Here is a 21,875-nt window from a genome sequence, read left to right as displayed (position 1 = left end):
CCGGCCGGGGTGCAGCTATGTCGCGTGAACTGGAACGCCTGTGGTGAAGCCGGCGAACCAGGCCTGGACCGTGGTGGAATGCGCATGGAAGACCGAACGATACCAAGGCGATATCGGCGCGGCATTGTATATTCCTGCGGTTTGTTGCTGCCTCACCGGTAGCATCGCTCCACAACCAGCTCTGCCGCGGATTTCGCCATACCCGCTCCCGCCGGCGCCTGGCCGAGATACTCGGCGAGCAAGTCGGCCAGCACCCGTATCTTCGAGGGCGGATGCCGTCCCATCGAATGCACCACATAGGCGCCGGCGGGCGCGACCGGATAGCGGGGCATCAGGGGAACCAGCGCGCCCGCATCGATCTGTGCGCGCACAAGACAGTCAGGAAGACAGGCGATGCCCAGGCCGGCCAGGGCCGCCGCGACCAGCGCCGCGCCACTGTCGGCCTTGAAGCGCCCCTGCGGACGGATCGCGACGGGCTGGCCGCCGTCGACGAACTGCCAGCACTCGGTTCCCTTCATCAGCGCTTCATGGACCAGCAGTTCGCCGGGCGTCTCCGGCGCCCCGCGCGCCGCGATATACGCCGGGCTCGCGACGAGCGTCCCGCGCACCGATCCGATCCGGCGCGCCACCAGGTTGGAATCCGGAAGGACGCCGAGCCGGATCGCGCAGTCGAAGCCTTCGCCGATGAGATCGACGACATGGTCGCTGTAGCTGGCGTGAATCTGCAGCTGGGGATGGCGGCGCGCCATCTCCGCGAGCGCCGGCGCGATATGCGTCGGGCCGAGGGAATACGGCGCGGCGATGCGCAGGCGGCCGCGCAGGTGTTCGGTGGGCTGGGTCGCTTCCCTGGCGATGTCGATCTCGACGCAGGCCCTCAGCGCATGCCCCCGGAACGTGGCGCCGGCTTCGGTGAGCGCCGCGCCGCGGGTCGAGCGCGACAGCAACTGCACGCCCAGCTCCGTTTCCAGCCGCAGCAAGCGGCGGCTGACGATGGACTTCGAGACGCCCAGCCGCAGCGCGGCGGGCGAAATCCCGCCGGCATCGGCGATCTCGACGAATGTGCGCAGTTCTTCGATATCCACGCCGGCTCCGGTCTCAGCTGCCGTGGCGGCGGGCCAGGACATTCACCACCCCGGTGGACGTCGCGTCGAGTCCATTCTTGCTCATGATTCTGTCCTTTTTCACTTTGAACGCGACGGGATGTGCGCGGGAGACCGAACGATATCAATGCGATAAGGGTGCGGCAATGATCGTTTTTGCTCATGATTGTTCATTCTTGCTATCGGGTACGCGGAGATGCATCGCTGGTCCATGATCGGTAGAATGAACAGTGCCATGATCCCAGCCCGAGGAGAACGACATTCTTGCGAAACCGGATACTCCGCAATCCCTGCCGGACAATGTCATTGGCGCGACCCGGTCGCGGCGGGCCTGGAGAGGCGTGGCACTCGACGTCACCGGCTACCGGTGCCAGGGCGAAGGCGTACATCTGCTGCCGCACCGCGACAAGGCGCGCCTGACGGTCGTGCTGGAAGAAAGCGGCGGCGTGTGCCAACCCTGTCCGCGACCGGGCAAGCCGGACGTGTCCGACCATATCCCCCGGCATATCCATTTCGCGCCGGCCGGCATGGAAATGTGGGGCTATTCGAAAAGCGTGCGGCGTGTCATCGATGCCACGCTCACCTTCGATTTCGCGCTCCTGGGCGCGCATCTATCCACCGATTTCGCTGCGCATCGAATCGATTCGCCGCTGCCGCGTTTTTCGAACGACCGCATCTGGAACCTGACCAGGTTGTTGACGGAAGCGATCGACAATCCCGACCCATCGATGCAGTTGTATGGCGACGGCATCATTGCGGCGATTACCTCGCAACTGTTTGCCGGTCCGCGCAGCGCCGCCTGCAAGGCTGGCGGACTCGCACCCTGGCAGTTGCGCCGCGTAACGGAGTATATGGAAGAAACATTCCCGGAGCGAGTAGAGCTGGGAACACTGTCGTCGCTGATCAATGTATCGCAGTCGCATTTCTGCCGTGCATTCAAGATATCGACGGGCATGGCGCCGTACCGGTGGCAGCTCGATGTCCGGATCCGGCGTGCCCAGGCCATGCTGGCCAATTCGGGCGATGCCCTGGGCGAGATCGCCTTGGCCACCGGCTTTGCCGATGCCGTGCATTTTGGACGGATCTTCCGCAAGCATGTGGGCGTGGCGCCGGGCGCCTGGCGCATCGATGCCAGGCGCTGATCGCGCAGGCGCGGACGAAGTTTGCAGCAAACTGACGGGTCGAACGCGGTAAAATGGCAAGTCCTGGCCCGCACGCGCCAAGCCGTACCGATTTGACCGACATGACCACCGCCCCCAAAGAAATCAACGCCGCCGCCATCAAGAACAGCGCGACCGAAAAGCTCACCCCCATGATGCAGCAATACATGAGCATCAAGGCCGACTACCCCACCATGCTGGTGTTCTACCGCATGGGCGACTTCTACGAACTGTTCTTCGAAGACGCCGAAAAAGCCTCGCGCGTGCTCGGCATCACCCTGACCGCGCGCGGCAAGTCCGAGGGCAATCCGATCAAGATGGCCGGCGTGCCCTTCCACTCGCTGGACGGCTACCTGGCCAAGCTGGTCAAGCTGGGCGAATCGTGCGCGATCTGCGAACAGATCGGCGACCCGGCCCTGTCGAAAGGCCCGGTCGAGCGCAAGGTGGTGCGCGTGGTCACGCCCGGCACCCTGACCGATTCCGACCTGCTGCCCGAGAAAGCCGAACGCCCGCTGCTGGCGCTGTGCCTGATCGCCAGCCGCAAGACCGTTACCGCCGGCCTGGCCTGGCTGTCGCTCGCCAGCGGCAACCTGCGCCTGATGGAATTCTCGGGCGATGCGCGCGCCGTCGAACAGCGCCTGGCGCACGAACTCGAACGCATCGCGCCGGCCGAGATCCTGCGCGCCGATTGCGCCGACATGTTCGAGGGCGATGGCGCGCATGCGCACACCCAGCGCGTCCCGGAATGGCATTTCGACGTCATCAAGGGCCACGGCGCCCTGCTCGAGCAGCTGGGCGTGGCCACCCTCACCGGCTTCGGCGCCGATGGCCTGGGCGCCGCCTTCGGCGCGGCCGGCGCGCTGCTGCGCTATGCGCAATCGACGCAAGGCCGCGGCCTGCAGCACGTGCGCGGCCTGGCCTGCGAACTTGAAAATGAATACATCGGCCTGGACGCCGCCACCCGCCGCAACCTGGAACTGACCGAGACCATCCGCGGCCAGGAATCGCCCACCCTGTTCTCGCTGCTCGACGGCTGCCGCACGGCGATGGGCTCGCGCCTGCTGCGCCACTGGCTGCACCATGCGCGCCGCGACCAATCAAGCGCGCGCAGCCGCCACCAGTCGATCGCGGCGCTGCTGCAGGCCGAGGCCAGCGACGTGCTGTCGCCGACCCTGGCGCAAGTGCCGGACATCGAACGCATCACCACCCGCGTGGCCCTGCTCACCGCGCGGCCGCGCGACCTGGCCAGCCTGCGGGATGGCCTGAAAGCCTTGCCGGTCGTGCGCGAACAGGTGGCGCGCTGCTTCGTCCCGGGCGACACCTGCCTGCTGCGCGAGATCCACGACGACCTGGCCACGCCGGACGCATGCGTCGAGCTGTTGACGCGCGCCGTGATGGAAGAGCCGGCCGCGATGGTGCGCGACGGCGGCGTGTTCGCGCGCGGCTTCGACGCCGAGCTGGATGAGTTGCGCGCGCTGTCCGAGAACGCCGGCCAGTTCCTGGTCGACCTCGAGACGCGCGAGCGCGCCCGCACCGGCATCGCCAACCTGCGGGTCGAGTACAACAAGGTGCACGGCTTCTATATCGAGGTCACCAACGGCCAGGCCGACAAGGTGCCGGACGACTACCGCCGCCGCCAGACCCTCAAGAACTGCGAACGCTACATCACGCCCGAACTGAAGGCCTTCGAAGACAAGGCGCTGTCGGCGCAGGACCGCGCGCTGGCGCGCGAGAAGATGCTGTACGACCAGCTGCTGGGCGACCTGGCGCCGCACATCGGATGCCTGCAGACGATCGCGCGCGCGCTGGCCCAGGTCGACGTGCTGGTGGCCCTGGCCAGCCACGCGCTGCGCCACAACTGGTGCGCCCCGGAGCTCACCGATGCGCCGTGCCTGACGATCGTCGAAGGCCGCCACCCGGTGGTGGAAAACCAGATCGAACGCTTCATCGCCAACGACTGCAAGCTGTCCAACGACCGGCGCTTGTTGCTGATTACCGGCCCGAACATGGGCGGTAAATCGACCTTCATGCGCCAGGTGGCCCTGATCACGCTACTGGCCTATGTCGGCAGCTACGTGCCGGCGACGAGCGCCACGATCGGCCCGATCGACCGCATCTTCACCCGCATCGGCGCCAGCGACGACCTGGCCAACGGCCGCTCGACCTTCATGGTCGAGATGACCGAATCGGCGGCGATCCTGAATGGCGCCACCGAGCATTCGCTGGTGCTGATGGACGAAGTGGGCCGCGGCACCTCGACCTTCGACGGCCTGGCGCTGGCCTGGGCCATCGCGCGCCACCTGATCGACACCAGCCGCAGCTTCACGCTGTTCGCCACCCACTACTTCGAGCTGACCCAGCTGCCCGAATCGTACCCGAGCGCATCGAACGTGCACCTGTCGGCGGTCGAGCACAAGGACAGCATCGTGTTCCTGCACGCGGTGCAGGACGGGCCGGCCTCGCAAAGCTACGGCCTGCAAGTGGCGCAGCTGGCCGGCGTGCCGCCGCAGGTGATCAAGGCCGCGCGCAAGCACCTCGCGCGCCTCGAGGCGCAGGCGCTGGACGCCACGCCGCAGCTCGACCTGTTCGCGGCCCCGGTCGGGGAAGACGAGATCGGCGAGGCGCCGCCCCCCGCCCCGGCGGAGCAGGACGATGGACTGCGCGACGCGCTCGACGCCATCGATCCGGATGCGCTCACGCCGCGCGAAGCGCTCGAACGCCTCTACGAGCTCAAGCGCCTGGCCGCCTGATGCCCGCGCCGCGCCGTTCGCTCCTGCTGGCGGGCCTGATGGCCGCCCTCCTGTCCATTGCACCGCTTGCCGGTGCGAAGGACAAGGAGGACGATCGCGCGCACCGGTTCGCGGTGATCGGCAATGGCGCCGACCATGCGAACGGCAAGGCGAACGAGGACGGCGAAGCGCGCCTCAAGCAGGCGCTGGCCGATTCGTCCGAGAAGTCGCTGGCCTTCGTGGTCATCAACGGCATCAAGGGAGAAAAGGAAAGCTGCGGCGACCGCCTGTACCAGGCGCGGCGCGACATCGTGGAACGCGCCCGGCGGCCGACCATCGTGTCGCTGGCCGGCAGCGACTGGACTGCCTGCCGCAACTCGGCCAACCGCACCAATGCGATCGAACGCCTCAACCGACTGCGCGAACTGTTCCATGGCGAGCCGGAGTCGCTGGGCCGCGAGAAAATCCACCTGACCCAGCTCTCGGCCAGCCCGCGTTTTCGCAGCTATGCCGAGAACGCGCACTGGAAGGTCGGCAAGGTGCTGTACGCCACCATCAATCTCCCGGCCGCCAACAACCACTACCTGGAGGCGGCCGGCCGCAACAGCGAATACGAAGACCGCACCGTCGCCAACCGCTTCTGGCTGAACCGCCTGTTCGCGATCGCGCGCAGCGACAAGGCCGAGGCGCTGGTGCTGTTCTCGGAAGGCGCGGTGCGGCCGTTCTACCTGGACGAACCGGCGGGGCTGCGCGGCCTGCTGCGGCGCGATCCGGTGGAAAAAGATGGCTTCGAGGCGGTGCGGCGCCAGATCCAGGGTCAGGCAGTCAAATTCGACGGCAAGGTGTTGCTGGTCGACGGCGGCAAGCCGCATGGACGCAAGCCGGAGATCGAATGGAAGGGCAACCTGGGACAGCTATCGGTGGGATCGATGGCGGTCGAGGTGAATGTGAAACTGGGAAAAGAAGCGACGTTCGCGGTCGAGGACGCGAAGCAATGAGGCGTTCGCGGCCGGTGGCCTGACGCCACGGGCCACTAACGATACGATGATTACTGCAGCGGCTGGCTACGGAAGTGGTCACCTTCTTCGCTGTCGTCCATCTCGTGGTGATGGCCGCCCGCGCCGTGCACGTGGCCATGCTGGATTTCCTCGGCGGTGGCCGCGCGTACGTCGATCACCGACAGCTCGAAACGCAGTGCCATGCCGGCCAGCGGATGGTTGCCGTCCAGGACCACTTTATCTTCGGCGATCTCGGTGACGGTGAAAATCACCGGCTCGTCGTCGCCGCCTTCGGCCACGCCTTCGAACTGCATGCCGACTTCGATCGGTTCCGGCAGGCGTGCGCGGTCTTCGACCTTGACGAGTTCTGGCTCGTAGTCGCCAAACGCATCGTCCGGTTCGACCTGGATCGTCGACGCATAGCCGACTTCCTTGCCGTCGAGTTCTTCTTCGATCTTCGGCAGGGTGTTTTCGTAGCCGCCGTGCAGGTAGACCATCGGCTGCACGCCTTCTTCGATCAGGTTGTTCTGGGCATCCGACAGTTTGTAGTTAACCGTCACGACCGTGTCTTTGGCAATCTTCATCGCACATCCTTTCGTTGTAAGGCTCGGATTATACCCTTGATGGGTTCCGCGACTTGTACGGCTGGTTATAATGGCGCATGAAAAAATTACCGCTTCTGGGGAATATCACTCCCGCCGAGTTTCTGCGCGATTACTGGCACAAGAAACCGCTCCTGATCCGTGGCGCCATTCCCGGATTCAAGCCTTTGCTCAAGTTCGACAAGCTGGCGGAACTGGCCCGCCTGAACCACGTCGAGTCGCGCCTGGTGACCCAGCGCGACGGCAACTGGGACATGCAGCATGGTCCCCTGGCCGAGCTTCCGGCACGCACCGAAGCCAACTGGACGATGCTGGTCCAGGGCGTGAACCTCTACGACGAGCGCGCCGACGAACTGCTGCGCCAGTTCCGTTTCGTGCCGGATGCCCGGCTCGACGACCTGATGATCAGCTTTGCCACCGATGGCGCCGGCGTCGGCCCGCACTACGATTCCTACGATGTCTTTTTGCTGCAGGCCCACGGCAAGCGCCGCTGGAAAATCGGCGCGCAGCAAGACCTGACCCTGGTCGAGGGCTTGCCGCTCAAGATCCTGGCCAATTTCAAGCCGGAAGAAGAATTCGTGCTCGAGCCGGGCGATATGCTGTACCTGCCGCCGCACTATGCCCACGACGGCATTGCCGAAGGCGAATGCATGACGTATTCGATCGGCTTCCGCTCGCCTTCGTTCCAGGAACTGGGCGAGGCCTTCCTGCAATTCATGGCCGACTCGATCGATTTGCCAGGCCGCTATGGCGATCCAGAATTGAAGCCGGCCAAGAACCCGGCCGAGATTCCGCGCGAAATGCTCGACACCGTCGCCGACGAATTGAACAAGGTGCGCTGGGATGCCGAAGACGTGACCGTCTTCCTGGGCGAATACATGTCCGAACCGAAACACAATGTGTTCTTCACCGGTCCGGCCAAGCCGCTGACGGTCGGCCGCTTCATGGAGACCGCGGCCAAGCGCGGCATCAAGCTGTCCAGCAAGACCCTGATGCTGTACCGCGGCAAGCACGTGTTCATCAATGGCGAATCGTTCGCCGTCGGCCGCGCCGACAAGGCCGTGCTGGACCTGCTGGCCAATGCGCGCCGCATCGATGGCGAGGCGCTCGACCAGGCCACCGACGACGTGCTCGAAGCCCTGTACACCTGGTACCAGGACGGCTGGGTCGAGCTGGGTTGACGACAAGGGGTGCCGATGAACGAGCCACGCACGTTTCCCTTCGACACCCGGCTGGCGTGCGCTACGCAGTTCCTCGCCTGCGTGGAAGCGGCCAGTGGCACCCTGGATACCTTCGATCCGGATTTCTCGATCTTTCCCCTCGGAACCCTCGAGGCCGATACGGCGCTGCGGGCCTTCCTGGTCCGCGGCGGCCGGCTGCGCCTGGCGCTGCACGACACGGTGCACATCGAGCGCCATGCGCCGCGCTTCCTCCGCCTGCTGCGCGACTACGGCCACCTGTGCGAGTGCCGGCAAACGCCGCGCGGCCTGCGCCAGCTCACCGATTCCTTTTGCATCGCCGACGACCGACATATCGTGCGCCGCTTCCATAGTGACCACCCGCGCGGCGAAGCCGCATTCGACCAGCCGCCGGCCTGCGAACTGGCGCGACTCCGTTTCGAGGCGATCTGGCAAGAGTCACGCACCACCTTGCAAATATCCAAAACAGGTTTATAAAGCGCCAAAAAGTTACATAAACCCGTGTTTCTTGGCCGCGTTGCATCTTGTAACAATATGAAGCTTATTCGGGCGCAAATTTCTTTCGCTAGAGCATGTGTTCGCTATTGCGAAACTGTAAAATTGTCTATAATATCAATCAGGAAGGTTCCGTTGCGTCTATGGCGTTAACGCTATTTGTAAGGCACGAGAATTCCACCGAGAAATAATTACCGGTAATTATTATTCGCAACAAGTGTTCGACTCTTGTACATACTAAGGAAAAATCATGAAAAAATCCCTGCTGATCGCCTCCCTGTTCGCTGTGACCCTGGCTGCTTGCGCAAAGAAAGAAGAAGCACCAGTCGCTCCAGTGACCGAAACCCCAGCTGCTGCCGCACCAGCTGACGTCACCGCAACCCCAGCTGCTGACGCAACCGCACCAGTTGCTGCTGACGCTGCTGCCGCTGACGCTGCTGCCGCTGCTGCTACCGCAACCGACGCAGCTGCTGCTGCTCAAGGTTCGGCTGAGCAAGCTGCTGACGCTGCTGCTACCACCAAGTAATTCGTTACTTCGGTAAGAAAAACCGGCCTGCGGGCCGGTTTTTTTACGTCCATCGCTTTTATCGGCGACCAGTTCGTTGGTTGAATATGTGCCGCTAGCGCAAAAACGTCGTCCCCGCGCAGGCGGGGACCCAAGTTGCTTGCACAACCACATAAATCTGCCTATGTGGTTTGCGTGAAAACTTGGGTCCCCGCCTGCGCGGGGACGACGGTGGTAGCTGGCTGGCCAGCTCGAAGATTACTTCAGCTCGGTATGCAGCAGATTCAGGATCTTGGTCGCGGTCGGCGAGGTATCCGCCTGGCCTTCGTTGTTCTGCACCGTGACTTTGCTGACGTTGGCGCCCTGCTCGGTCTTGACCAGCACGCGGTAGCGCTGGGCTTCCTTGAGCTCGTCTTCCGACTTGCCGCCCCACGAGAACAGGCGCTTGAAGAAGCCATCCTTGTTCTCGGCCAGGTCCGGATCGACATAGCGCACGAAATAAACGCCCTGCACGCGGTCGCGGTCTTCGACGGTGAAGCCGACGCGGTCCAGCGCCAGGCCGACGCGGCGCCAGGCGCGGTCGAAGCCTTCGTCGACTTCCACAGTGTCGCCCACCAGCTTGGCGTGCTGCGGCGCCAGCGGCGCGTTGGCGACAGTCGCTTCGGCCCCCGCCACTTCCTTGGTGCCGGTCAGCATTGCCACGATGCGGCTCAGGTACTGCGCTTCCAGGCCAGGATCGTTGGCGCGGGTGGTCCAGGTGGTGGAGTCGTTCTGCGAGCCGGTCAGCACTTCCTCGGCGCCGCGGTGGCTGACCCAGATTTCGGTCGAGCCGTCCGGCAGGCGCTCGAGGCGGGTGCGGAACTTGTCGCGTTCGCCGGTCGAATAGAGGCGGTCGAACACGCGGCCGATGGCATTGCGCAGGAAGTCTTGCGGGATCTTCGAACGGTCTTCGACCCACGCGGTTTCCATGGTGCCGGTAGTGACCGACTCGGTCTCGATGGCGAAGCCCTGCTCTTCCCAGAACTGGCGCAGTTGCGGCCACAGTTGTTCAGGGGTCTGCTTGACCACCAGCCAGCGCTGGTCGCCATTGCGCTGCACGCTGATGGCGTCGGTCGAGATCGGGCCGATCTGCTGGTTGCTCGCGGCCATGCCGGGCACGAAGCCGCCGCCGCCGGCCGCCGCGGCCGCCTGGCCGGAAGCGGTGGCGACGCCACGGCCGTCGGGGATCGCATAGCGGTTGTCGCGCTGCAGCTTGGTCAGGTCGGGCGGCACGTCCAGCGGCGCCGCTTTCTTGGCCCCCTTGTAGTCGACCTTGTCGCCTTCGAAGATAGTGGTGCAGGCCGCCAGGCTGAACGCGATCGCGGTCAGTGTCAGCACGCGCACGGCGGCGGGAGCCGAAGAATTGAAGCCCGAATTCTTGCTATTAGTCATGTCGTTCGATATCAGGTCAGGAACCCGAACCCTTGCGGGCCCGGGATTAGGAATGAACGCCGGCTTCCACCAGGGCGGTGCGCACGGTTTCGTGGAAGGAAGCGGACAGCGGCGCGAGCGGCAGGCGCAGTCCGGCCGGCATCTTGCCCATCTCGGCCAGCGCCCATTTCACCGGCACCGGGTTCGGTTCGACGAACAGCTTGCCGTGCAGGCCCAGCACGCGGTTGTTGATCTCGACCGCACGGGCGATGTCGCCGGCCATCGCGGCCGCGCACAGCTCGCGCATGGCGCGCGGGGCGACGTTGGCCGTCACCGAGATATTGCCGGCGCCGCCGCAGAACATCAGGGCCATCGCGGTCGGATCGTCGCCCGAATAGACGGCGAACGATTTGTCGACCATCTTGAGCAGTTCGATGCCGCGTCCGATATTGCCGGTGGCGTCCTTGATGCCCACGATATTGTCGATAGGCGCCAGGCGCGCGACGGTCTCGTTGGCCATGTCGGCCACGGTGCGGCCGGGCACGTTGTACAGGATGATCGGCAGGTCGACGGCTTCCGCGATGGTGCGGAAGTGGCGGTACATGCCTTCTTGCGTCGGACGGTTGTAATAGGGAACGACCTGCAACGAGGCGTCGGCGCCGACTTCCTTCGCGTGACGGGTCAGCGCGATCGCTTCGGCGGTCGAGTTGCCGCCGGTACCGGCGATGACCGGGATGCGGCCGGCGATGTGGTCGACGGCCAGCTTGACGAGTTCGCAATGTTCCTCTGGTGACACGGTGGCGGATTCGCCCGTCGTGCCAACGATAACGATCCCGTCCGTGCCTTCCGCGATGTGCCAGTCGAGCAGCTTGCGCAGGGAATCGCGGTCAAGACTGCCGTCTTCGAACATCGGGGTGACGATTGCAACGATACTGCCCTTAATCATAATCTTTGGCCGTGCCATTCAATAAAAAATCTGATTGTAGCGGATAGCCCGCCCCTATGGTTCATTCCTGACCACAATATGGTCGAGCTGCGCCTCGGTTTTGACAAATGCGGGGCCGGCCGCGCACAGGCGCTGCACCTGGGCCGGATGCGGCCGTTCCACATGGCCGTCTTCATAGGCCAGCACCTGCAGGCCACCATCGCGCGCCAGCCCCAGCAGCTCGCCGGGCGCCAGCAGGAAGGCAGGATTGGACGGTTTTCCGTACACCTGGTTCCCCTGCGCGAAGGTTTCATAGATCAGGATCCCGTCCGGGCGCAGGCTCGCCGCCAGCGCGGCAAACAGGGGCCGGTGCAGGTAGTTGGTGACCACGATCGCGGCGAAACGCCCGGCCGCGAATGGCCAGGGCGCGCCCTCGGCCTCCAGGTCGTATTCCATCGTGGTCACGTTCTCGCCAGCGCTGGCAGCCAGCGCCTCGGGCTTGCGGTCCAGCGCCAGCACGTGCAGGCCGCGCGCCGCCAGCAGGTGCGTGTGGCGGCCGTTGCCGCAGGCCAGGTCCAGCGCCTCGCCGCCTGGCGCCAGCGGCGCGAAGCGCGCCACCCAGGGCGATGGCGGCAGGTGTTGCAGGTCGACAGGCGGCCGGTCGTACATCATCGCCTCAGAACAGGATGAAGGTGAACGGCAAGACCATCAGGTCCACGATCCAGCGGCCCAGCTGCATGACCGGCACCACCCAGTAGCCGACCAGTTGCAGGAACACCAGGCCCAGCACGATGAAGAAGCCGTACGGCTCGATGCGCGCGAACTTCCAGGCCAGGGTATTGGGGAGCATGCTGGTCATCACCCGGCCGCCGTCGAGCGGCGGGATCGGCAACAGGTTGAAGGCCATGATCAACAGGTTCGTGACGATGCCGGCCTCGGCCATCTTGCGCGGGAAGGCCTCGCTGACGCCGAAGAACACCAGCAGCGCCGCGAACAGCAGCCACAATGCCGCCATGATCAGGTTGGCGATCGGGCCGGCCAGCGCCACCCAGGCCATGTCGCGCTTCGGATTGCGCAGGCGGCCGAACTCGACCGGCACCGGCTTGGCGTAGCCGAACACGAAGGGCGTGAACAGGTACATCATGATCGGAATCACGATGGTGCCCCAGATGTCGACGTGCACCAGCGGGTTCAGGCTCATGCGGCCCTGGGAATAGGCGGTGTTGTCACCGAAATATTTGGCAGCGTAGGCGTGGGCGGCTTCGTGCAGGGTAATCGCAAAAAGGACGGGCAGCGCGTAGACGGCGATGTTGCGTATCGTTTCATCCATAAGGGGGATTCTATCAGAGGCCGCTACGCACTTGTCCTGTGGAATTCTTAAGCCGCTTCGTGCACCGGTATTACAGGCCGAATGCAGCGGGGTCGCCCCTGCCCTCGCGCACCAGCTCCGGTTCGGGGCCGGTCAAGTCGATCACCGTGGTCGCCTCCAGCATGCCGGCGCCGCCGTCGACGATCAGCTCGATCTGCTTTTCCAGGCGCTCGCGCACTTCGTCGGGGTCGGACAGCATATGGTCGTCGCCCGGCAGTTGCAGGGTGGTGCCGATCAGGGGCTCGCCCAGTTCTTCGAGCAGCGCCAGCGTAATCTTGTTTTCGGGCACGCGCAGGCCGATGGTCTTGCGCGACGGGTGCGACAGGCGGCGCGGCAGTTCGCGCGTCGCTTCCAGGATCACCGTGTACGGGCCCGGCATGGTGGCCTTGAGCAGGCGGTATTGCGCATTGTCGACGCGCGCATACTGCGCCACCTCGGACAGGTCGCGCACCATCAGGGTCAGGTGGTGCTTGTCGTCGACGCCGCGGATGCGGCGCAGCCGGTCGACCGCGGACTTGTCGTCCAGGCGGCACACCAGCGCATAGGCGGAATCGGTCGGCAGCGCGACGATGCCGCCGCTGCTGACGATCTGCGCCGCCTGCTTGATCAGGCGGGCCTGGGGGTTGTCAGGGTGGATCTGGAAATATTGGCCCATCGGGACTCTCTCATTCTTGTGGCTATTATCGCAATTGCTGGAGCGCAGCGATCCGTTGTTCCATCGGCGGGTGGGTCGAGAACAGCGCGCCCCAGCCGCCGCCGCTACCGGAAATGCCCGACGCGGCCATCGACTGTGGCAGCGCGCCCGGCGCGAAACCGCCCAGGCGGGCGAGCGCGTGCTGCATCGGCACCGGAGTGCCCATCAGTTTCGCGGCGCCGGCGTCGGCGCGGAATTCGCGCTGGCGCGAGAACCAGGCGACGATGATCGATGCCAGCAGGCCGAACACGATCTCGAGCACGAACACGCTCGCGTAATAGCCGATGCCGGGGCCCTCGCCCTCCTTGCGGAACAGGACCTTGTCGACGAAGAAGCCGACCACGCGCGCCAGGAACACGACGAAGGTATTCACCACGCCCTGGATCAGGGTCAGGGTGACCATGTCGCCGTTGGCGATGTGCGCCACTTCGTGGCCGAGGACGGCTTCGACCTCATCCTGATTCATGCTTTGCAGCAGGCCGGTCGAGACGGCGACCAGCGCCGAATTCTTGAAGGCACCGGTGGCGAAGGCGTTCGGTTCGCCGTCGTACACAGCAACTTCGGGCATGCCGATACCGGCGCGCTCGGACAGGCGGCGCACGGTCTGCACCAGCCACTGCTCGGTTGCATTGGCCGGCTGCTCGATGACGCGCGCGCCGGTCGACCACTTGGCCATTGGCTTACTCATCAACAGCGAGATGAAGGCGCCCGTGAAACCGATGACGACCGACATGACCGCCAGCGACGTGACGTCGATCCCCTGCGCCGACACGGCGCGCCCCAGGCCGAACAGGTTCATGACCAGTGTCAGCACCAGCACGACGGCAAGGTTGGTGGCAAGGAACAGGACAACACGCTTCATGGCAGACATCTCCAGTGAGTTGATGACAGGATGCCAAGATTGGGCTGGACCGGGAAAAATTCAAGACCCAGCCGTGAGCGGGGCCTTGCGTTCCTGGCGCTACCGGTTCAGGAAGAAGCGCAGCATCTCGCGCGAAGCGTCTGGACCGAGTGCGTCGGTATGCGAACCGGCCGGATTGCCGCCCGCCCAGGCGTGGCCGGCGCCGTGCACGGTCCAGTGCTCGGCCATCACTTGCCCTTCCTCGTCGCGCCAGGTGCGGCGCGTGCTGCGGCGGCCGCCCGCGCTGGCCCCGTCCTCACTCGCATGCAGCGGCGTCGCGCGCAGGCCGGCATGGGCGCCGACGAACTGCTTCAGGACCGCCTCGCCATTGGCCGCATTGACCACATGGTCGGCGTCGCCATGGAAGACGATGATCGGCACCGCTTCGCGCAGGCTGCGCGCGCGACCCGGCTTCTTCATGGCTTGCAGGCCCGAGATCATGTCGCGCGCGCTCCCTGCCGGCAGGCCGGAATGCACGCCGATCGCGGCGAACAGTTCGGGATATTCGGCGCCCAGCACCGCAGCCATCGCGCCGCCGGCCGACATCCCGGCCACGAACACCTGCGACGGCTCGGCGTCATGGTCCTTCATCACCTGGCGCGTCATGCCGGCGAGGATGCCCGGCTCGCCCGCACCGCGCGCCTGGTGGCCGGGCTCGAACCAGTTCCAGCAATGCGAACGGTTGGCGCGGCCATCCTGCTCGGGGTACAGCACCAGGCAGCCGGTTTCTTCGGCCAGCGCGTTCATGCCGGTGCCCGTCGCAAAATCGTCGGGATCCTGGGTGCAGCCGTGCAGCATGACGATCAACGGCCTGCGCCCGGCCGGCAGGTGCGCCGGAACGTACAGTTTATAGCGGCGGCTGCCCGCCTCGCAGGCGTGGCTGCCGGCGATGAAGCGGCCAGGCAGGCCGCTATCCGCCCCGGGCGCCGGACGAGGCCGCGGCCGGGGCTTGCTCCAGGCCGGCGGGGGGTTGAGGTCGACGAATTCCGGCGCAGGCGGCGGCGCACCGGTCTTTTGCTGCGGCGCCAGCAGGCCGGCCTGGGCCAGCGCCTGCTGGATGACGTCGGTGGCGGCCTTCGGGTCGCGCGCCTGTACGCGGCGCGCCGATTCCATCATCTGGCCGATGAATTGTTCGAATGGTTTCATGGTGTGCTTTCTCATGGGGATTGGAGGCGCCCGGCCAGCGCTTCGCGCACGGCCGGCGAGGCGATGAAGGCGCCCAGCACCTGGATCGAGGCGATCGTTTCCTGCGCCAGGCTGGCCGGTACGTCGTCCTCGATCACGGCCAGGCCGAGCACGTGGATCTCGAGCTGCTCACCGCTTGCGGCGACCTGCTCCAGTTCGCGCCGTCCATAGCGGTGCATGCCCATCACATAGCGCTTGCGGGTTACTGTCTGGCGGATGGCGTCCGCATGCACCTGCAACTGGTTGCGGATCGCGGTGCGTACGAAGTCGGTGCGGTTCGAATAAAAACCCTCTTCGACCAGCAGGTCGAGCTGGGCAAGGTCGACCAGGCCAACGTTGACCGTCACTTTGTCGCTATCGGGCAATTTCTGTTGCTGGGTGCTCAACTTCATGACTTATACTCCCTATATACTCTGACTGGAGTATAAACCGATTCATACATGCGTGCCGGTGTTGTCGTATTTTTGCTGCAGACAACAAAAAACCCGCCGCAGCGGGTTGGTCGTGATTCTTGGCCAGTTAAAACCAGTCATGCCACACCGGCGTCAGGTTCGACGGCAGCGGCGGCAGTTCGGCAAACTCCACCCGCGCCTCGCCCGGCGCATGGAAGTCGGTCCCGCGTGAGGCCATGAAGCCGTAGCGCCGCGCTTTCTCGGCATAGACCTGGTACTGGTCAGGCGTATGGCTGCCGGTGACGACCTCGATGGTCTTGCCGCCCAGCTGGCGGAACTCGTCGAACAGGATGCCCTCGGCCGTCTCGCTGAAGCGGTAGCGGCCCGGATGCGCGATGACGGGAATGCCGCCCGCGCTGACGATCCACCCCATCGCCTCCGCCAGCGTGGCCCAGCGGTGCGGCACATAGCCGGGCCGGCCCTCGGTCAGGAAGCGGCGGAACACTTCGGGCGTGGAAGCGCACACGCCGATCTCGCACAGGTAGCGTGCGAAGTGGGTGCGCGACATCAGGTCGGGATTGGCGACGTAGCGCAGCGCGCCTTCGTAGGCATCGGGAATGCCGGCCTGCTCCAGCTGGGCCGCCATCTCGCGCGCCCGTTGTTCGCGGCCATTGCGGGTGGCGGCCAGGCCGGTCACCAGCGCCGGATGGTCTTCGTCGACCTGCAGGCCGACCACGTGTACCGTCTCGTTGGCCCAGGTGACCGAGATCTCCACGCCAGCCACGAAGCGCATGCCGAGTTCGCCCGCAGCCTTGCGCGCAGCCTTGATGCCGCTGACCTCATCGTGATCGGTGAGCGCCCACACGTCGACCCCGCCCTTGCGCGCATAGGCAGCCACGTCGGAAGGGGCGAGTACGCCGTCGGAGACGGTGGAATGGCAGTGCAGGTCGACTTTCAGCATGGGGCGAATGGCGTTGGCGTGAACGGACATTGTACGCGGATTTGCACGCTCCTTACCGGGGCCTCACGCTGCTCTTAACTGCGCCACGAGGTCGAGGAAAGCCGGCGTCGCGAAGCCTTCGCGCCATACCAAACACGTATCGACCCGGCCCAGGGACAGGGTCGTCAACGCGCTCGGCGCAGCGGCCAGCGCCAGCACGCTGGCGGGCAGCACCGTCACGCAGGCGCCGGCAGCCACGCAGGCGACCATCGCGTGATACGAATTCATCTCTTGCACGCGCCAGGCCGGGGTTGCAGCGATGCCGAGCGCTTCCTCCGCCAGGCGACGGTAGCTGCACCCCTGCGGGAAGGCGGCCAGCGAACGCGCCTCTACCAAACGCGCATCAGTGGTCGCCGGCTCGCCGGGCGGCAGCAGCAACAGCAGCTCCTCGACCCAGACCGGCATCGATTGCAATCCCATCGCAGCCAGCTCGGCGCCATCGTCACCGGGCAAGGCGGCGAATGCGCAATCGAGGGCGCCGGTCCTGACCTGTTCGATGGTCTGGCGAGACGGACCGGTGCTGAGCACCAGCCGCGTGAGGGGGTGATCGAGGTGGTAGGCGGCCAGCACGCCTGGCAGCCGGCTGGCCGCCGTGCTCTCCATGCTGCCGATGCGCAGGACGCCGCCCTGCGCGCCGCCGGAGACGACCTGGCGCGCCTCGTCCTCCAGCGCCAGCAGCCTTTCGGCATAGGACAGGAACTGTTCTCCTGCGCTCGACAGTGCGATACGTTTACCGACGCGGACGAACAGGTCGGCGCCGAGGTCGGCTTCGAGCTGCTGGATGCGGGTGGTCACGTTCGACGGCGCTCGCCCCAACCGCGCGGCGGCCTGGGTGACGCTCAGTTCCGCGGCCGCCGCACAAAAAATCCGTAAAGATTCAGTTTCCATATATCTTTTCTCAAAACAGAATGATACCATCACTTCATTCTCATATTGAGAACGTTAGTCAAACGCGAAAGGAGGAGCCATGCAACCTTATCACCCATTCCTGTCCCAGCTGGGGCTGGAGTATCCGATCGTGCAGGCGCCGATGGCGGGTGTCGGCACGCCCCGGCTGGCGGCGGCGGTGTCGAATGCCGGCGCACTCGGTTCGCTGGGCATCGGCGCGAGCACGGCTGCGCAGGCGCGCGCCATGATCGAAGAAACGCGGGCGCTGACGGACAAGCCGATCAACGTCAACGTGTTCTGCCACGCACCGGCCCGGCGCGACGCAGCACTCGAAGCGGCCTGGCTGTCCCATCTGGCGCCACTGTTCGCCGACACCGGCGCCGCGCTGCCCTCCTCGCTCGACGAAATCTATCGCACGTTCAACGATGACGAAGAGAGCTTCCGGGTGCTGCTCGACCTGCGTCCCGAGATCGTCAGCTTCCACTTCGGCCTGCCGTCAGGCGAGCGCCTGGCGGCCCTGCGCGCGGCCGGCATCCACACCATGGCGACGGCGACCAATCTGCACGAAGCGCTGCTGATCGAGAAAGCGGGACTGGATGCGATCGTGGCGCAAGGCATCGAGGCCGGCGGCCACCGCGGCATGTTCGACCCGGACGTGCGTGATGAGCGGCTGAGCATGGCGGTGCTGGTGCGTTTGCTGGTCAAGCGCACGGGATTGCCGGTGATCGCCGCCGGCGGCATCATGGACGGCGCCGGCATCAAGGCGGCATTGGACCTGGGCGCCGCCGGCGCGCAACTGGGCACGGCCTTCATCCTGAGCCCGGAATCGTCGGCCAACGAGGCCTACCGCGCCAACCTGCAGAGCGAACGCGCCGCCGTCACGGCGCTTACCGCGGCAGTCTCGGGACGGCCGGCGCGCGGCATTGTCAACCGCCTGATCGCGCACGGCGCCTCGGGCACCCCGGCCGCCTACCCGGTGGCCTACGACGCCGCCAAGCAGCTGCACGCCGCGGCGTCGAAAGCCGGCGACCATGAGTATGCGGCGCACTGGGCAGGTCAGGGCGCGCCGCTGGCGCGGGCACTGCCGGCGGCCGAGCTGGTGGAGACGCTGGTGCGCGAACTGCATGCAAGCTCCACCTGATGCCGAGCCGCCTGCCCTCGCCCTGGTCCTGATGGGCGAGCTGCAGCGCTATCGCGCGCACGGCGGGCCGGTCAAGCCGGTGGCAGAACGCTTCGTGCGCGAGCTCGACGCCGCCGGGGTCCGGATCGAGCCCGACGTGGAGGCGCGGCTCGCCGCGCTAGCGCGGGCGCCCGGGCCGCTGGACGAGGCCGAGCAGCGCTGGATACGCAATCAGCTGCCGGAAATCGTGCGCCGGCTGGCCCTGCTCAGTCCGGCGCCAGCATCGAACGGATCGTGCCCTGCTTCGCCAGCACGTAGTCATGACCCGCCAGCACCAGGTTGGTCGTCGGCTGGATCACCTTGACGTTGATGAAGATGGTGTCGCGTGTCTCGGCATACGAACCTACGACGACCGCCTGCGCATTGTGCGTGCCGGCCACTTCGCCCAGTTCGCGGGTGAGCATCAGTTCGCCCTGGTTGCGCTTCAGGTAGACGCTGTTGCGCAGCTTCATTTCCAGCACCGGCAAGCCGCCCTGGGCCAGCCGGGTGGCGATCTGTTCCGACACCACGCGGCCCAGCATCGAGCTGTGCTCGAGCGCATCGATATTGACCAGGGTCGCCATGATCACGGGCTGGCCGCCGGGCAGCTTGCCCCGCAACTGGGCCTGCAGGGCATCGGCGGCGCGGTAGTTGGCGGCGACGAAATCGTTCGCGGCCACCGAGGTGTAATTGACGGGTTCGAGGGCGCAGCCGCCCAGCAGCACCGCCAGGCCCAGGACACAGGCGGGGAGTTTCAATGCGCGCATGGTGGGTTCAATGGTCCTTGACGGCGAAGGTTTTCGATGCCGGCGCCGGCGCCAGTCTGGCGGCCAGGGCGGCGTCGTACAGCGCCAAGTCCTCGTCGCTGGTGTAGTACACCGAGGTATTGCGCGCGTAGTAGCGCTGCTCGTCCGCCACCGACACGGTGACGATCATCTCGGTCTTCGGCGTGGCGCCCGGCGCGAACTGAGCGGTGAACCAGCGATGGGCGTCGTAGCCATACAGGCCGGCCGTGAGCAGCCACTCCGGGCTGTGCTGAATGCTGGTCAGCACCCAGGCGCCGCTGGCCAGCGCGGTCGGCAAGCCGTTGTAGCGGTACTGCGGACGGTCGGCCGAGAACGCGACCACCTGGGTGTCGAGCTCGATCTTAAGCGCGCCGGGCACGGGATTCTTGACGACGACGAAACCGTCGTTGACCAGGGCCGTGACCAGGTGCGACTTGACGCCCTTGCCGAAGACCGACGATTGCAGCGGCTCCACGTACAGCGAGCGGCTGGGCGCCGTGCGCAGGGTCGGCCCCATCTCGGTGGCCATATGGCGCGCGATCACGGCCCAGTGGGCCGCGGCCTGCACCTTCGGCTGCTGGGTGCTGGGGAAGTTGGTGGCCACGGGGACCGGGCTATACGGAGTGCCACAACCTGCGAGCAGCAGGCCGGCGGCGAGCGCGCCGGCGGCTCGAATACCCATCGTCATTCCTGTTCGGTCTATGGTGCGGCCGGACTGGGCGCACGCTTGGGAACCGACTGTAGCACACGAGTTGCCTACCGGCAATTTATCTGACGTGGATGCGGTGTGGATACAACGACAATCCTTTAGCCTGCGGCGAGGAATTCCTCGACCATTGCCGCCAGCAGTTCCGGCTGGTCATGGTGCAGCATGTGGCCGGCCTCCGGCACCATGCGCGGCGTCACGTTCTTCAGGTACGTCATGCGGCGGTCGACTTCGGCGCGTGCCTGGTCCCTCGCCCCCATCCAGCGCCACATATCGGTCTCCGCCGCCTCGACCCACAACACCGGCGCCGTGATGGCGCTCCAGCAGGCCATGATCTCGTCGACGTGGTACAGCAGCGGCGAGCTCATCTTGTGCGCCGGATCGCCCAGGATCTGCCACTGGCCGTCGCGGTCCTGCTCGGCCCAATGCGCCGCCAGGAAGGCCGCGCGCTCGGGCGCCAGGCGCGGATTGGTCTTGCGCAGGCGCGCCGCCACCTCGTCCAGGCTGGCATAGCCGCGCATGACGGGCGGCTCGCGCAACTCGTCCAGCCATGTGGCGACGCGGCCCGGATACTGCTTCGCATGCGTGGTCGGCAGGCCAAAGCCTTCCAGGTTGACCAGTTTCGCGATGCGCTGCGGCCGCACGCCGGCATAGATGCCGGCGATATTGCCGCCCATGCTGTGGCCGAGCAGGTTGATCGCCTCTCCCGGCGCATGGTGGTCGAGCAGCGCGTCGAGATCGGCCACGTAGTCGGGGAACCAGTACGTGTCGGCGCCCGAACGCGCGCTCTGGCCGAAGCCGCGCCAGTCGGGCGCGATCACGTGCCAGTCGCCCTGCAGGCAATCGACGATGAACTGGAACGAAGCCGACACGTCCATCCAGCCGTGCAGCATGAACAGCTTGGGCGCGTCGGGCGAGCCCCAGTGGCGCACGTGCATGCGCAGGCCGCGCAGTGTGAGGAATTCGGAACGTGAAGGTGTCATGCTGCCCCTGAAATAAGTACAGTCGTTCGAAAGATTATATAGGCGGGCGGTTGAATTCGCCCGCCGCGGCCCCATCTGCCCGTCTTCGGAAGATACCAGGGCGGCATGGCCGGGCGTCGGGAACGGTAAAATAGCGCCATTTCCACCCTTTGCGAGCACATCCATGGCGATTTACCAGTTGGGCGAGCATGCGCCCGAGATCGACCCGTCGGCGTTCGTCGCCGACACGGCCACCCTGGTGGGCAAGGTGACGCTCGAGGCGAATGCCTCGGTATGGTTCGGCGCCACGCTGCGCGGCGACAACGAGCGCATCACGATCGGCGCGAACAGCAATGTTCAGGAAGGCACCGTGATGCACACCGATATGGGTTACCCGCTCGACATCGGCAGCAACGTGACGATCGGCCACCAGGCCATGCTGCACGGCTGCACGGTGGGTGACGGCTCGCTGATCGGCATCCAGGCCGTGGTGCTCAACGGCGCGCGAATCGGCAAGGGCTGCCTGGTCGGCGCCGGCGCCCTGGTCACGGAAGGCAAGGAATTTCCCGACCACTCGCTGATCCTGGGTTCGCCCGCGAAGGTGGTGCGGACACTGACACAAGAAGACCTGCTGCGCCTCGAGGCCAGCGCCGCGAGCTATGTGGCGCGCGGCCAGCTGTTCAAGACGCAGCTCAAGAAAATCGGATAAAG

At 65.7% G+C, this 21,875-nt stretch carries 24 protein-coding genes; 9 read left to right on the top strand and 15 right to left on the bottom strand.

What is annotated here, in order from left to right; genetic code table 11:
• Positions 1-152 precede the first annotated feature (152 nt).
• Entirely contained in the window at positions 153-1,082 is a 930-nt protein-coding gene (locus Q9246_RS06995) for a LysR family transcriptional regulator (protein WP_306396498.1), read from the bottom strand.
• Positions 1,083-1,441: 359 nt separating this feature from the next.
• Here Q9246_RS06995 and Q9246_RS06990 point away from each other — a divergent pair, with 359 nt between their 5' ends.
• The 3 genes from Q9246_RS06990 (at position 1,442) to Q9246_RS06980 (ending at position 5,987) form a co-directional block, all read left to right on the top strand.
• On the top strand, positions 1,442-2,242 hold the full coding sequence (locus Q9246_RS06990; protein WP_306396497.1) for an AraC family transcriptional regulator: 801 nt from the start codon (positions 1,442-1,444) through the stop codon (positions 2,240-2,242).
• Positions 2,243-2,343: 101 nt separating this feature from the next.
• Complete coding sequence (gene mutS, locus Q9246_RS06985) at positions 2,344-5,010, top strand: DNA mismatch repair protein MutS (RefSeq protein WP_306396496.1); 2,667 nt, start codon at positions 2,344-2,346, stop codon at positions 5,008-5,010.
• Positions 5,010-5,987, top strand: coding sequence for a hypothetical protein (locus tag Q9246_RS06980; protein WP_306396495.1), 978 nt, complete (start codon positions 5,010-5,012; stop codon positions 5,985-5,987). Before mutS ends, Q9246_RS06980 begins: the two co-directional genes overlap by 1 nt.
• A 50-nt stretch (positions 5,988-6,037) precedes the next feature.
• Here Q9246_RS06980 and Q9246_RS06975 read toward each other — a convergent pair whose 3' ends face one another.
• A complete protein-coding gene (locus Q9246_RS06975; RefSeq protein WP_306396494.1) occupies positions 6,038-6,571 on the bottom strand; it encodes an FKBP-type peptidyl-prolyl cis-trans isomerase in 534 nt (177 codons plus the stop codon).
• Positions 6,572-6,648: 77 nt separating this feature from the next.
• Here Q9246_RS06975 and Q9246_RS06970 point away from each other — a divergent pair, with 77 nt between their 5' ends.
• From Q9246_RS06970 to Q9246_RS06960, 3 genes are all read left to right on the top strand, one after another.
• A complete protein-coding gene (locus Q9246_RS06970; protein ID WP_306396492.1) occupies positions 6,649-7,770 on the top strand; it encodes a ribosomal protein uL16 3-hydroxylase in 1,122 nt (373 codons plus the stop codon).
• Positions 7,771-7,785: 15 nt separating this feature from the next.
• Positions 7,786-8,265 carry a DUF7931 domain-containing protein gene (locus Q9246_RS06965; protein WP_306396491.1) on the top strand — a complete coding sequence of 160 codons (480 nt, stop codon included), beginning with the start codon at positions 7,786-7,788 and terminating at the stop codon, positions 8,263-8,265.
• Positions 8,266-8,533: 268 nt separating this feature from the next.
• Positions 8,534-8,809, top strand: coding sequence for a hypothetical protein (locus tag Q9246_RS06960; protein WP_306396490.1), 276 nt, complete (start codon positions 8,534-8,536; stop codon positions 8,807-8,809).
• Between the two features lie 237 nt (positions 8,810-9,046).
• On the opposite strand, the gene bamC is transcribed toward Q9246_RS06960, so the two are convergent.
• From bamC to Q9246_RS06910, 10 genes are all read right to left on the bottom strand, one after another.
• Positions 9,047-10,219 carry an outer membrane protein assembly factor BamC gene (gene bamC / locus Q9246_RS06955; RefSeq protein ID WP_306396488.1) on the bottom strand — a complete coding sequence of 391 codons (1,173 nt, stop codon included), beginning with the start codon at positions 10,217-10,219 and terminating at the stop codon, positions 9,047-9,049.
• Between the two features lie 46 nt (positions 10,220-10,265).
• Positions 10,266-11,144: a 4-hydroxy-tetrahydrodipicolinate synthase gene (gene dapA, locus Q9246_RS06950; RefSeq protein ID WP_306396486.1), complete on the bottom strand. Its 879-nt coding sequence runs from the start codon at positions 11,142-11,144 to the stop codon at positions 10,266-10,268.
• 54 nt (positions 11,145-11,198) lie between these two features.
• On the bottom strand, positions 11,199-11,795 hold the full coding sequence (locus Q9246_RS06945; RefSeq protein ID WP_306396485.1) for a class I SAM-dependent methyltransferase: 597 nt from the start codon (positions 11,793-11,795) through the stop codon (positions 11,199-11,201).
• A 4-nt stretch (positions 11,796-11,799) separates the two neighbouring features.
• Positions 11,800-12,453 carry a site-2 protease family protein gene (locus Q9246_RS06940; RefSeq protein ID WP_306396484.1) on the bottom strand — a complete coding sequence of 218 codons (654 nt, stop codon included), beginning with the start codon at positions 12,451-12,453 and terminating at the stop codon, positions 11,800-11,802.
• A 70-nt stretch (positions 12,454-12,523) separates the two neighbouring features.
• The gene (locus tag Q9246_RS06935; RefSeq protein WP_306396483.1) at positions 12,524-13,147 is read right to left on the bottom strand and encodes an L-threonylcarbamoyladenylate synthase; all 624 of its coding nucleotides are present in this window, start codon (positions 13,145-13,147) and stop codon (positions 12,524-12,526) included.
• A gap of 25 nt (positions 13,148-13,172) precedes the next feature.
• On the bottom strand, positions 13,173-14,048 hold the full coding sequence (gene htpX, locus Q9246_RS06930; protein ID WP_306396482.1) for a protease HtpX: 876 nt from the start codon (positions 14,046-14,048) through the stop codon (positions 13,173-13,175).
• A 99-nt stretch (positions 14,049-14,147) separates the two neighbouring features.
• The gene (locus tag Q9246_RS06925) at positions 14,148-15,233 is read right to left on the bottom strand and encodes an extracellular catalytic domain type 1 short-chain-length polyhydroxyalkanoate depolymerase (protein WP_306396480.1); all 1,086 of its coding nucleotides are present in this window, start codon (positions 15,231-15,233) and stop codon (positions 14,148-14,150) included.
• 11 nt (positions 15,234-15,244) lie between these two features.
• Complete coding sequence (locus Q9246_RS06920; protein ID WP_306396478.1) at positions 15,245-15,664, bottom strand: CopG family transcriptional regulator; 420 nt, start codon at positions 15,662-15,664, stop codon at positions 15,245-15,247.
• A 127-nt stretch (positions 15,665-15,791) separates the two neighbouring features.
• Entirely contained in the window at positions 15,792-16,625 is an 834-nt protein-coding gene (locus Q9246_RS06915) for a 3',5'-nucleoside bisphosphate phosphatase (RefSeq protein ID WP_306396475.1), read from the bottom strand.
• A 63-nt stretch (positions 16,626-16,688) separates the two neighbouring features.
• Positions 16,689-17,552, bottom strand: coding sequence for a LysR substrate-binding domain-containing protein (locus Q9246_RS06910; RefSeq protein WP_306396473.1), 864 nt, complete (start codon positions 17,550-17,552; stop codon positions 16,689-16,691).
• A 79-nt stretch (positions 17,553-17,631) separates the two neighbouring features.
• Here Q9246_RS06910 and Q9246_RS06905 point away from each other — a divergent pair, with 79 nt between their 5' ends.
• Positions 17,632-18,693: an NAD(P)H-dependent flavin oxidoreductase gene (locus tag Q9246_RS06905; RefSeq protein ID WP_306396471.1), complete on the top strand. Its 1,062-nt coding sequence runs from the start codon at positions 17,632-17,634 to the stop codon at positions 18,691-18,693.
• Positions 18,677-19,036 carry a hypothetical protein gene (locus Q9246_RS06900; RefSeq protein ID WP_306396469.1) on the top strand — a complete coding sequence of 120 codons (360 nt, stop codon included), beginning with the start codon at positions 18,677-18,679 and terminating at the stop codon, positions 19,034-19,036. The genes Q9246_RS06905 and Q9246_RS06900 overlap by 17 nt, the downstream gene beginning before the upstream one ends.
• Here the strand turns inward: Q9246_RS06900 and Q9246_RS06895 are convergent.
• From Q9246_RS06895 to Q9246_RS06885, 3 genes are all read right to left on the bottom strand, one after another.
• Positions 18,939-19,478, bottom strand: a complete 540-nt coding sequence (locus Q9246_RS06895; protein WP_306396467.1) for a FlgO family outer membrane protein — start codon at positions 19,476-19,478, stop codon at positions 18,939-18,941. The genes Q9246_RS06900 and Q9246_RS06895 overlap by 98 nt on opposite strands.
• 7 nt (positions 19,479-19,485) lie before the next feature.
• A complete protein-coding gene (locus Q9246_RS06890) occupies positions 19,486-20,178 on the bottom strand; it encodes a hypothetical protein (protein ID WP_306396466.1) in 693 nt (230 codons plus the stop codon).
• A gap of 125 nt (positions 20,179-20,303) precedes the next feature.
• Positions 20,304-21,185 carry an alpha/beta fold hydrolase gene (locus Q9246_RS06885; protein ID WP_306396465.1) on the bottom strand — a complete coding sequence of 294 codons (882 nt, stop codon included), beginning with the start codon at positions 21,183-21,185 and terminating at the stop codon, positions 20,304-20,306.
• 163 nt (positions 21,186-21,348) lie between these two features.
• Here Q9246_RS06885 and Q9246_RS06880 point away from each other — a divergent pair, with 163 nt between their 5' ends.
• Complete coding sequence (locus tag Q9246_RS06880; RefSeq protein WP_306396464.1) at positions 21,349-21,873, top strand: gamma carbonic anhydrase family protein; 525 nt, start codon at positions 21,349-21,351, stop codon at positions 21,871-21,873.
• Positions 21,874-21,875: the final 2 nt, after the last annotated feature.

Source organism: Telluria beijingensis, assembly GCF_030770395.1.
Lineage (GTDB): Bacteria > Pseudomonadota > Gammaproteobacteria > Burkholderiales > Burkholderiaceae_D > Telluria > Telluria beijingensis.
This window is presented reverse-complemented; position numbering and strand designations above follow the sequence as displayed.